10 protein-coding genes are annotated in these 11724 nt (G+C 59.6%); 4 read left to right on the forward strand and 6 right to left on the reverse strand.

Features of this window, described 5'->3' with window-relative positions; genetic code table 11:
- Nucleotides 1-50: 50 nt before the first annotated feature.
- From ampH to olsF, 3 genes are all read left to right on the forward strand, one after another.
- On the forward strand, nucleotides 51-1211 hold the full coding sequence (ampH, locus tag NQ230_RS18620; protein WP_159515589.1) for a D-alanyl-D-alanine-carboxypeptidase/endopeptidase AmpH: 1161 nt from the start codon (nucleotides 51-53) through the stop codon (nucleotides 1209-1211).
- A gap of 163 nt (nucleotides 1212-1374) precedes the next feature.
- Nucleotides 1375-2349, forward strand: a complete 975-nt coding sequence (gene hemB / locus NQ230_RS18625) for a porphobilinogen synthase (RefSeq protein WP_159515586.1) — start codon at nucleotides 1375-1377, stop codon at nucleotides 2347-2349.
- A gap of 127 nt (nucleotides 2350-2476) precedes the next feature.
- On the forward strand, nucleotides 2477-4201 hold the full coding sequence (gene olsF, locus NQ230_RS18630; RefSeq protein ID WP_257258592.1) for a bifunctional ornithine lipid synthase OlsF: 1725 nt from the start codon (nucleotides 2477-2479) through the stop codon (nucleotides 4199-4201).
- Between the two features lie 69 nt (nucleotides 4202-4270).
- Here olsF and tauD read toward each other — a convergent pair whose 3' ends face one another.
- The 6 genes from tauD to mmuP all read right to left on the reverse strand — a co-directional run bounded on the left by tauD (nucleotide 4271) and on the right by mmuP (nucleotide 10216).
- The gene (gene tauD / locus NQ230_RS18635) at nucleotides 4271-5122 is read right to left on the reverse strand and encodes a taurine dioxygenase (RefSeq protein WP_032661615.1); all 852 of its coding nucleotides are present in this window, start codon (nucleotides 5120-5122) and stop codon (nucleotides 4271-4273) included.
- Entirely contained in the window at nucleotides 5119-5946 is an 828-nt protein-coding gene (gene tauC / locus NQ230_RS18640; protein WP_032661617.1) for a taurine ABC transporter permease TauC, read from the reverse strand. Before tauC ends, tauD begins: the two co-directional genes overlap by 4 nt.
- On the reverse strand, nucleotides 5943-6710 hold the full coding sequence (gene tauB, locus NQ230_RS18645) for a taurine ABC transporter ATP-binding subunit (RefSeq protein WP_159515584.1): 768 nt from the start codon (nucleotides 6708-6710) through the stop codon (nucleotides 5943-5945). Before tauB ends, tauC begins: the two co-directional genes overlap by 4 nt.
- A gap of 10 nt (nucleotides 6711-6720) precedes the next feature.
- A complete protein-coding gene (gene tauA / locus NQ230_RS18650; protein ID WP_023293188.1) occupies nucleotides 6721-7683 on the reverse strand; it encodes a taurine ABC transporter substrate-binding protein in 963 nt (320 codons plus the stop codon).
- Between the two features lie 213 nt (nucleotides 7684-7896).
- Nucleotides 7897-8829 (reverse strand): homocysteine S-methyltransferase, encoded by a 933-nt coding sequence (mmuM, locus tag NQ230_RS18655; protein WP_257258598.1) that lies wholly within the window; start codon nucleotides 8827-8829, stop codon nucleotides 7897-7899.
- A complete protein-coding gene (gene mmuP, locus NQ230_RS18660; RefSeq protein ID WP_213823147.1) occupies nucleotides 8816-10216 on the reverse strand; it encodes an S-methylmethionine permease in 1401 nt (466 codons plus the stop codon). Before mmuP ends, mmuM begins: the two co-directional genes overlap by 14 nt.
- Before the next feature lie 363 nt (nucleotides 10217-10579).
- On the opposite strand from mmuP, the gene NQ230_RS18665 reads away from it, so the two are divergent.
- The gene (locus NQ230_RS18665; protein ID WP_159515581.1) at nucleotides 10580-11689 is read left to right on the forward strand and encodes an AI-2E family transporter; all 1110 of its coding nucleotides are present in this window, start codon (nucleotides 10580-10582) and stop codon (nucleotides 11687-11689) included.
- The last annotated feature ends 35 nt before the right edge of the window (nucleotides 11690-11724 follow it).

Raw genomic sequence — 11724 nt, forward strand, 5'->3', positions numbered from 1 at the left:
GTAGTATAAATACCCATTACTTTCCTCATTCACTTCATGGATGCTTTTCGTTGAAACGTTGTCTGCTCTCTTTTGCCGCGCTGTGTGCGGTGAGCTTTTCTACCGCCCAGGCAGCCCAACCGCTGACGGCACCCGTTTTAGCTTCAGATATTGCCGATCGCTACGCGAACCTGATCTATTACGGCAGCGGCGCGACCGGGATGGCGATGGTCGTCATCGACGGCAACCAGCGTGTGTTCCGCAGCTTTGGCGAAACGCGCCCAGGAAATAACGTTCACCCGCAGCTGGATTCCGTTATCCGCATCGCGTCCTTAACCAAGCTGATGACCAGCGAAATGCTGGTGAAACTGCTCGACCAGGGCGTAGTGAAACTCGACGACCCGCTCAGCAAATACGCGCCTCCGGGCGCCCGGGTTCCGACCTGGCAGGGAACACCGATCCGGCTTGTGAACCTTGCCACCCACACCAGCGCCCTGCCGCGCGAGCAGCCAGGCGGGGCGGCGCATCGTGACGTCTTTGTCTGGCCAACGCGCGACCAGCGCTGGAGCTACCTGAGTACCGCCACGCTGAAGGCGGCTCCGGGTACTCAGGCCTCTTATTCAAACCTGGCGTTTGACCTGCTGGCGGACGCCCTCTCAACGGCGGCTGGTAAACCCTACACGCAGCTGTTTGAAGAGCAGATAACCCGTCCGCTGGGTATGAAAGACACCACCTTTACCCCGTCTCCGGATCAGTGCCGTCGCCTGATGGTGGCGGAGAAAGGCGCCAGCCCCTGTAATAACACCCTCGCGGCCGTGGGCAGCGGCGGGGTCTATTCCACGCCTGGCGACATGATGCGCTGGATGCAGCAGTTCCTTTCCTCAGATTTCTACGCTCGCACCAGCCAGGCCGATCGTATGCAGACCCTGATTTATCAGCGTACTCAGCTGCATCGCGTCATCGGGATGGACGTGCCGGGTAAAGCCGATGCGCTCGGCATGGGGTGGGTCTATATGGCGCCAAAAAATGGCCGTCCGGGTATTATCCAGAAAACCGGCGGCGGCGGTGGATTCATCACCTATATGGCCATGATCCCGCAGTCAAACGTGGGGGCGTTTGTGGTGGTCACCCGCTCCCCGCATACGCGTTTCGTCAATATGAGTGACGGGATTAATAACCTGGTGGCAGAACTGAGCGCTAATAAAGCCCAGGTGCTCACCGCGTCAAACTGACATTAATATTCCGTGGGCAAGCAGTTGATATTAAAACGTTTGCCCCGAATCCCCCCCTCCCGCACTCTTGCATGACCTGACGCTAAACCGCCCACTTTAATAAACACCTCACGACGCTTTCGGGTACACTAGCCTTCTTTGTTCCACAAACATCAGGCATACCATGACCGATTTAATTGCACGTCCCCGCCGCCTGCGCAAGTCACCTGCACTGCGCGCTATGTTTGAAGAGACAACCCTGACCTTAAACGATCTGGTGTTGCCGATTTTTGTCGAAGAAGAGATCGATGACTACAAAGCCATCGAAGCCATGCCGGGCGTCATGCGCATTCCGGAGAAATATCTGGCGCGTGAGATTGAACGCATCGCCAACGCGGGGATCCGCTCGGTGATGACCTTCGGCATCTCACACCATACCGACGCCACCGGCAGCGACGCCTGGAAAGAAGATGGCCTCGTCGCCCGCATGTCCCGCATCTGCAAAGAGACCGTGCCGGAAATGGTCGTCATGTCCGATACCTGTTTCTGCGAATACACCTCTCACGGCCACTGCGGCGTGCTGTGCGATCACGGCGTGGATAACGATGCCACCCTGCTGAACCTTGGCAAGCAGGCTGTGGTCGCTGCCGCTGCCGGTGCGGACTTCATCGCGCCATCTGCGGCAATGGACGGACAGGTTCAGGCGATTCGTCAGGCGCTGGACGCGGCGGGCTTTACCGACACCGCCATCATGTCTTACTCCACCAAATTCGCCTCCTCCTTCTACGGCCCGTTCCGTGAAGCGGCGGGCACGGCGCTGAAAGGCGATCGTAAAACCTATCAGATGAACCCGCTTAACCGTCGAGAAGCGATTCGTGAATCCCTGCTTGATGAAGCCCAGGGCGCAGACTGCCTGATGGTGAAACCTGCTGGCGCGTACCTTGATATCCTGCGCGACATCCGCGAGCGCTCCGAGCTGCCGCTGGGCGCTTACCAGGTCAGCGGCGAGTACGCGATGATCAAATTCGCCGCAAAGGCGGGTGCCATCGATGAAGAGAAAGTGGTCCTCGAAAGCCTTGGCGCCATCAAACGCGCAGGCGCGGACCTGATCTTCAGCTACTTCGCGCTGGATCTGGCTGAGAAGAAAATTCTGCGTTAATCCGCTTTAGCGCCGGGTGGCGGCTTCGCCTTACCCGGCCTACTCTCTGCGCTAATCTTCACCAAACTGCAATACAACCGACATCTGCTCCTTCTACTGTCTTCGCAAGACGGCAGGAGGAGTAACCATGTTTAGCCTCGATAGCGTTCTCGACGATCTTTGGCCTCAGGCGAGGCCTGCACCCTGGCAAAAAAGTCTGTTAAAAAGACTGTTTTACGAAGACGAATTTCAGCAATTTGCCGCAGCTCACCGCCACCTGAAAGGACTGGATATGGTGGAGCAAGTTCTGGAACACCTTGATATTCTCTGCACCGTTTCCGCCCGCGAACTCGAACAAATCCCCGAATATGGCCCGCTGGTCATTATTGCCAACCACCCGACGGGTACGCTGGACGGCCTGGCGCTGATGTACGCCGTCTCCCGCGTGCGACGCGATGTGAAAGTCGTCACCAACCGGATGCTGACGCATCTGGAACCGCTCAGCTCACTGTTTATTCCGGTGGACAATATGGGCGGCAGGACGGCGAAATCATCGCTGGTGCAGATGGAACAGCATCTGCAAAACGCGGGCGTGCTGATCTTCTTCCCGGCCGGAGAAGTGTCCCGCCCCACGCGCAAAGGCATTCGCGACAAAAAGTGGCACTCTGGCTTTATCAAACTCGCCAGCAAGCTGCGCGCGCCGCTGCTGCCGGTGCATATTCAGGCGCATAACAGCCTGCTCTTCTATGCCAGCACGCTGGTCTCCCCGACGCTGTCGATGCTGCTGCTGATGCAGCAGATGTTTCGCCGCCGCCATAGCCAGCTGCCGATTAAAATCGGCCAGCAGATCGCCTGGCATCACTGGCATAGCGCCACCCTTTCGTCGCGTGAGATGGCCGAGCAGTGCCGTCAGCACGTGATGCGTCTTGGCAAGGGAGTGCCCGGCGTCTTTAAAACCCAGTGCGCCATTGCCCGTCCGGAAGACCGGGCCACCCTGAAACGCGCGCTGGTGCAGGCCGAATGTCTGGGCAATACCAGCGACGGTAAAACCATCTATCTTTGGCAGCGCAACGGGCAGGAAGACGCCCCGCTGCTGCGCGAGCTGGGCCGCCTGCGCGAGATTGCCTTTCGCGCGGTGGAGGAAGGGAGCGGTAAACGCCGGGATACCGACTGCTACGATGATGATTATCTGCACCTGATCCTGTGGGATGATGAGGATCTGGAGATCGTCGGCGCGTATCGCTTTATGCCGACCGCCAGCCAGGTAGAACGTCGCGGTCTGGAGGGGTTGTACAGCTATAGCCTGTTCCACTACGACGACAAAATGCAGGACGTGCTGGAGCACGGCATTGAGCTGGGGCGCAGCTTTATTCAACCGCGCTACTGGGGACGCCGCGGCCTGGATTATTTATGGTCCGGCATTGGGGCTTACCTGGCGCGTTATCCGCACTACCGCTACCTGTTTGGCCCGGTCTCGATCTCCGGCGGCTTACCGCCTGCCGCGCGGGATCTGCTGGTGGCATTTTACCGCCTGTGGTTCCCGGCGACGCATCCGCTGGCCGCGTCACGTCAGCCGTATCCCGCATCGCTGCCGGACGTGCTCGCGCAGTTTGGCGGCGTGGATTACGTGGACGACCTGACAAAGCTTAAATCCCTGCTCGGCAATCTTGGCTGCGGCATTCCGCCGCTCTACAAGCAGTATTCCGAGCTTTGTGAACCCGGCGGCGTGCAGTTTATTGATTTTGGCAGCGACCCGGCGTTCAACAACTGCGTCGACGGGCTGGTGCTGGTGGATTTGTGCTACCTGAAGGCGAACCGCTATCATCGGTATATTGAGGCGCATTTAATTCCCTCACCCCAGCCCTCTCCCTAAAAGGGAGAGGGTGAAAACCGCACCGGACAGTCCCCTCGCCCCTTTGGGGAGAGGGTTAGGGTGAGGGGATCAAGGCGCACGGTAAAACGGCTTATCCCCCAAAATCGTCGCCCGCTGCATAATCCGGCGCTGCGGAAGATAGTCCGCATTGGCATAGTGCTGCGTTACGCGGTTATCCCAGATCGCCAGGTCGTTCTCCTGCCAGCGCCAGCGAACCTGAAACTCCGGCTTGGTGATATGCGCGAACAGGAATCCCAGCAGCGCCTCGCTCTCTTTCTCGGACACGTCCACAATGCGCGTGGTGAACCCTTCGTTCACAAACAGCGCCTGCTTGCCCGTGACCGGATGGGTGCGCACCACCGGGTGCAGGAGCGGAGGATGCTTCGCCACAGCTTCCTGCCAGCGCTGATGCTCCTCTTCCGTTTTACGGTACTTGTATTCCTGGAATGATTTTTTGAAGTCGTGCTCCGCCCGCAGCCCGCTCAGCAGCGTCCGGAACGGTGCGGAGAGCGCCTCATACGCCGCAATCCCGCTGGTCCACAGCGTATCGCCGCCGGTTTCCGGCAGCAGCTTCGCCGCCAGAATCGCCCCGGCGGGCGGCGTCTCGATAAAGGTCACGTCGGTATGCCAGTTGTCGTTATCCGGCGGGTTATCGTTGTGGGTGTCCAGAACGATAATCTCCTCCACCCCTTCCGCATGCGGATAGACGGGGTGGATATGCAGATCGCCAAAGCGCAAGGCCAGCGCGCGCTGCTGCTGTGGGGTGATCGCCTGTTCGCGCAGGAACACCACCTGATGGCGCAGCACCGCGTGGTACAGCTGCTCGAACTGGTTATCGCTCAGCGGACGGGTCACATCCAGGCCCGACACCTGCGCGCCAATGTACGGCCCCAGCGGGGTAATGGTCAGACGTTCACTCATTGTATTTCTCCATGCCAGGGCGTCAGGCGGCGCTGTAACGCGCGCAGCCCCAGTTCTAATCCAAAGGCGATCGCGGCGATCACCGCGATCCCTGCCAGCACCACGTCAGTCGCCAGGAACTCTCCCGCCGACTGCACCATAAACCCAAGGCCGCGCGTGGCCGCAATCAGCTCTGCCGCCACCAGCGTGGACCAGCCTACGCCGAGGCCAATGCGCAGCCCGGTTAAGATCTCCGGCAGTGCGCCCGGTAAAATCACGAACAGCAGCACCTGGGTGCGGCTGGCTCCCAGCGACTGCGCCGCGCGGATCCGCACCTGCTGGGCGCTCTTCACGCCCGCCAGCGCCGACATGGCAACCGGGGCGAAAATCGCCAGATAAATCAGCAGGATTTTTGACGTTTCACCGATGCCGAACCAGATCACCATCAGCGGCAGATAGGCCAGCGGCGGCACCGGACGGTAAAGCTCAATCAGCGGGTCGAGGATGCCGCGCACCGTCGGGCTTAAGCCCATCGCGATCCCAACCGGAATACCGATAATCACCGCCGCCAGAAGCGCCACCAGAATACGCGCCAGACTTGCACCTAAATGCTGCCAGAGCGTGGCATCCATAAAGCCCTGCGGCCCGGCGATGGTAATGAGTTTGGCCAGCACCTGTCCCGGCGGCGGCAGAAACAGCGGGCTGACCCACTGCTGGGCAGCAACCGCCCACCACACCGCCAGCAGCACCAGCAGCGTACCGACGCTCAGCGTGATTTGGCGCGAGAAAGGCCAGCGCAGCGCCAGACGCGCGCGGCGCGTTTTTTCACTGAAGACGATGCTCATGAGAAGGCCTCCCGTTGTTCAAACACGCGGCTTAAGACGTATTCACGCTGTTCGATAAACAGCGGATCGGATTTGATGCTGCGCACGGGTTCTCCCGCGACGTAGCGGCGGGCGAAATCCAGCGGCAAACGCTCCAGCACGCGCCCCGGCCCCGGCGAGAGCAGCACCAGCTCCGTCGCCATAAACACCGCCTCTTCGATATCGTGGGTAATCAGCAGCACCTGCTTGCCCGTCTCATGCCACAGGCGCAGCAGTAGGGTTTGCATCTGCTCGCGGGTGAAGGCATCCAGCGCCCCGAACGGCTCGTCCAGCAGCAACAGCTGCGGATTCGCGGCCAGCGCGCGGGCAATACCTACGCGCTGTCGCTGGCCGCCGGAAAGCTGCCAGATAAAGCGTTTTTCCGCCCCTTCCAGACCCACTTTTTTCAGCATCGCCCGCGCCGTTTCCAGCCGCTGTTCGCGATTGACGCCCGCAAGCTGTAGCCCAAACGCCACGTTTTCCTGCACGTTACGCCAGGGAAGCAATCCTTCGTTCTGGAAGACCACGCCGCGCTCGGCGCCCGGGCCTTCCACCTTTTTGCCTTCCAGTTGAATGATGCCATGCTGATAAGGGACAAACCCGGCGATCAGATTCAGCAGCGTGGTTTTTCCGCACCCGGACGGGCCCAGCACCACCAGCAGTTCACCGCTGTCCAGCGTCAGGTTGATGTCCTCCAGCGCGGGCTTACCACCGTAATCGGCGTACAGGTTCGTAATATTCAGCATGGCGGACTCCTTATTTCACAAAACGATCGGTCACGTACTGGCTGTAATCCGCTGCCACCGCCGGCACTTTGCCCTGCTCTTTCAGGAAGGTGGCGGTATCCACAATCGCTTTGTTCACGGGGCCGGTCAGCTGCTGTACCTGCTGCGCGGGCGTCAGATAGGTATTGCCTTTCACCAGACCCGGCACGTCCGCTTCCGGCACGCCGCTCAGGCGGGAGAGTTTTTCCAGGTTGGCGGGCTGCTTCAGCCATTCATCCGGGTTAGAGATGTACGGCTGCTGGGCGTCAATCGCGCTTTTGGCGAAGGCTTTCACCACCTCAGGATGTTTCTCGGCAAAGTCTTTGCGCACGACCCACACGTCGAGGGTTGGCGCGCCCCACTGGCCCACTTTTTCAGAGTCGGTCAGCACGGTGCCGTCTTTTTCCAGTTCGTTCACTGCCGGTGCCCACACGTAGGCCCCGTCAATATCCCCGCGCTGCCAGGCGGCGATAATCGCCGGCGGCTGCAGGTTGATGATTTGTACCTGACCCGGCTTGATACCCCAGTGTTTCAGCGCCGCAAGCAGGCTGTAGTGGGTGGTGGAGATAAACGGCACGGCGATGCGTTTGCCGATCAGATCTTCCGGTTTGGTGATGTTCTTCTTCACCACCAGCGCTTCAGAGTTACCGAGCTGCGAGGCGAGCAGGAAAACCTCAATCGGCACCTGCTGGCTGGCCGCAACCGCCAGCGGGCTGGATCCGATATTGCCGATCTGCACGTCGCCGGAGGCTAACGCACGCACGACGGATGCCCCGCTGTCGAACTTGCGCCAGTCGACTTTCGCCCCGCTCTCTTTGGCAAAGGTGTTGTCCGCCTGCGCGACTTTCGCCGGTTCCGCAGAGGTTTGATACGCGACGGTGACGTCCACCGCCTGCGCCTGAAATGCCCACAGCGCCAGTGCGCCGAGAAGTGTGATTCGCGATGAAATTGCCATAGTGCCTGCTCCCCTTGTTGTTATGAGGGCAGTATTTCCGGCGCGGGAATTTTGATAAAGGAATAAAAATGAATCGCTCATAACGATTCGTTTTTAGATAAAAAGCGGGAAAGGATAGCGAATTTTGTGCGGTTCATTTTTTTCCCTCTCCCCGTGGGAGAGGGTCAGCGATCCGTAGGCCGGGTAAGGCGTAGCCGCCACCCGGCAAAGACCTCAGCGCTGAACCGTCAGCTCAGCAATGTCTTTAGGCGTGGTCCGACAGCATCCGCCAATCAGCTTAGCTCCGGCAGCCAGCCACTGCGGCAGATACCCCGCCAGCGTCTCGCACGCTTCCCCGTGGTGGTGCCAGGTTTTGGTTACCGCGTCATAATGCTCGCCCGAGTTCGGATAGACCACCAGCGGCAGGGACGTCAGGCTTTGCAGATGCTTCAGCGCCGCCGTGGTATTTTCCAGGGCGATGCAGTTAATGCCCAGCGCGACAATGTGCGGCGAGTTTTCCAGCACGCTGACCACCTCACGCAGCGGCGTACCGTCGCTCAGGTGCTCGCTGTCTCGTAAGGTGAACGAGAACCACGCCCGGGCACGGGGGTACTCGGCAAGAAGCGCCGCCAGTGCCTTAACCTCCACAAACGAGGGCAGCGTTTCGCAGGCCAGCAGGTCAGCGCCCGCATCCAGCAGCGCTTCCACGCGCGGACGGTGGAAGGTAATAAACTCCTCAGTGCTGCGCACGTAGTCGCCGCGATACTCTGAGCCATCCGCCAGATATGCGCCGTACGGCCCAACGGATCCCGCCACCAGCAGCGTGCCCGCATGCGGGTTTTCGGCCAGATACGCTTCGCGCGCCTTACGCGCCAGCTCAACGCTTTTGCCGATCAGCGCGCGGGACTGCGCTTCGTCCAGGCCGCGCGCCGCAAACCCCGCAGGCGTGGCCTGATAGCTGGCGGTGATCGCCACCTGCGCACCCGCGCGGTAGTAATCGAGATGCACTTCGCGAATAAGTTCCGGGTTTTCCATCAGTACTTTGGCAGACCAGAGGCTGTCTGCCAGGTTACAGCCGCGCGCTTCCAGCTCCGTCGCCATCGCGCCATCCAGCACCACAAACGGCTGCTTTTCAAGGATGGCGGTAAGCGGGTTATTCTGCGACATGTTCAGGCTCCTGCGATGTCATATTTCGGGTCAGGTAGTACGCACCATAACACAGGGCGACAAACGGAAGCCCGCAATAAAGGGCAATGCGCTGGCTTGGGTCAAACCACAGGCCGACACAGGCCACCACGCAGAGGATAAAACCGAGCACCGGCACCAACGGATACCACGGCGCACGGTACTGCAGCGCAGAGAGCGGCTGGCCGGACTGCAAATGGCGGCGGCGGAAAACGAAGTGCGACGCGCAGATGCTGATCCAGACCGCCACCACCGCAAAGCCAGAAATTGCCGAGAGCGCGACAAATACCGTGTCCGGCGCCACGACGCTTGAGAACAGCGCCAGCACGCCGCCGAGCATAGAGACCGAGAGCGCCGTCAGCGGCACGCCGTTTTTGTTCACGCGGGCAAAGCAGTGCGGCAGCGTTTTCTCATTCGACAGCGACCACAGCATGCGCCCGGAGGCATACAGACCCGAGTTCGCCGCCGAGAGGATCGCCGTCAGGATCACGAAGTTAACGATGTCTGCCGCGTAAGGAATACCGACCTTTTCAAACACCAGCACGAACGGGCTCTTTTCCACACCCGCCTGCTGCATCGGGATCAGCGCCGCCAGCACAAACACGGTACCGATAAAGAAGATAATGAGGCGCGCAATGGTGGTGCGGATAGCCACCGGAATCACCTTGTGTGGATTTTCGGTTTCCCCCGCCGCGATGCCGATAAGCTCGGTGCCGGAGAAGGCAAAGTTCACCGCCACCATGGTCATCAGGATCGGCAGGCCGCCGTGCGGGAACCAGCCTTCGGCGGTGATGTTGCTTAAGCCCGGCGCGGGTGAACCGTCCTGCATCGGGATAAAGCCAAAGACCGCCGCCCCGCCAAGGATAATAAAGGCGATGATGGTGATGACTTTCACCAGGGAGAACCAGAATTCGCCTTCAGCAAAGAAGCGCGTCGAGATGACGTTGAGGCCAAAAATTACCACGCAGAAGACCACGCACCAGGCCCAGACGGGCACCTGCGGGAACCAGTACTGCATACAGAATCCCGCGGCGGTGAAGCTCGATCCAAGCGCCACCGTCCAGGTGAGCCAGTAAAGCCACGCCACGGTGTAGCCCGTCGCCGGGCCAAGGTAGCGGGCGGCATAGACGTGGAACGCGCCGGTTTCCGGCATCGCCACGGAAAGCTCGCCCAGACACTGCATCACCAGCCACACCACCAGGGCACCTATCAGGTACGCCAGCAGCGTGCCCGCCGCCCCGGTCGTGGAAATGATGTATCCGGTATTGAAGAATAACCCTGTCCCAATCACGCCACCCAGCGAGAGCATAATCAGGTGGCGTGTTTTCATGGTGCGCTTAAGCTGCCCATTTTCTTGTTGTGTTTGCATATTACCTTCTATACGTATGGACATCTAAACATCCAAAGAAGGTGTGTTATACCGCGATTGTTAACAAAAAGCTAGATGACCAGACGCAGACGGGCGCGCCGCGCGCTGAGTCTGGGGTGGGTTGTGAGGATCACGTAGAGAATCGGACGCCAGGCCATAAGCACCTCCGCAAGCAGATACTTACAGCATGGTGCGGGAAGAGACGATCTTCGGTCAGTCGAAAGTGGTATCCGTGAAGAGCGGATTCATACCGCAACACTGCCTGCAGGACGGGTAAGGCGCAGCCGCTACCCGGCGCAAGGTTGGTAATTCTCACAATCAGTTCTATAGTCGACACAGTTTCTTAGTAACCAGGACTGACTGATGCGCTTTAACGGACTGACCAAAGGTTTCTTTATCTTTATTCTTGCCCTTGTGACCTGGGCCTTCTTCGACGTGCTGTCGCCCTACTTCTCCGCGATACTGTGGGCCGCAATTCTGACCGTCATCTTCAACCCGGTAAAAAACAGGCTGCGCGCCGCGCTGGGGGATCGCAACGGGCTTGCCTCGCTGTTGACCATTGGCATTATCTGCCTGATCGTCTTTATCCCGTTGATGGTGATCCTCTCCTCGCTCGCCATTGAACTGAACGTGGTGTACACGAAGCTCCAGGAGAACAACACCCAGTTCCCGGAAGTGGTGGCGAGCATCTTCAACCATCTGCCTGACTGGGCCAGCGGCTTCCTGGCGGATCACAACCTGACCAACGCGGCGCAGATCCAGAAAAAACTCTCCGACGTCGCCCTGCAGGGCGGGCAATATCTTGCCGGCAGCGCGTTTCTGATTGGCAAGGGAACGTTTGGCTTTGCGATTAGCTTCGGCATCATGCTTTATCTGCTGTTCTTCCTGCTGAAAGACGGCCCGTATCTGGTGCGCCAAATCCTCGACTCCCTGCCGCTGTCTGATTTCGCCAAGCAGCACCTGTTCGCCAAATTCGTCGGCGTGTCGCGTGCCACGGTAAAAGGTACGGCGGCGGTAGCGGTGGTTCAGGGCATCCTCGGCGGGATTGCGTTTGCGATTGCGGGTATTGACGGCAGCGTACTCTGGGGCGCGCTGATGGCCTTCCTCTCGCTGGTGCCCGCCATCGGCTCGGCGATTGTCTGGGTGCCCGCCGCCATCTTCCTGTTCGCCACCCATCAGCTGTGGCAGGGGCTGTTTATTGTCGGCTTCTTCGTGATTATCGTCGGGCTGGTGGACAACATTCTGCGTCCGCTGCTGGTAGGCAAAGACACCAAAATGCCGGACTACCTGATTCTGATCTCCACCCTCGGCGGCATGGAGCTGTATGGCATTAACGGTTTTGTGATTGGGCCGCTGATTGCCGCGCTGTTTATCGCCTGCTGGAACCTCTTCTCAGGGCGCGATCACGAGGGTAACGCCGAAGAGCTGGACCCCGACTTCATCGAAGAAGGAAAAAATCCTCCAGAATTGTGAGGATGTGACGATATAGACCACATCAGGCGGCGCTG

The organism is Enterobacter asburiae (genome assembly GCF_024599655.1).
Taxonomy (GTDB): domain Bacteria; phylum Pseudomonadota; class Gammaproteobacteria; order Enterobacterales; family Enterobacteriaceae; genus Enterobacter; species Enterobacter asburiae_D.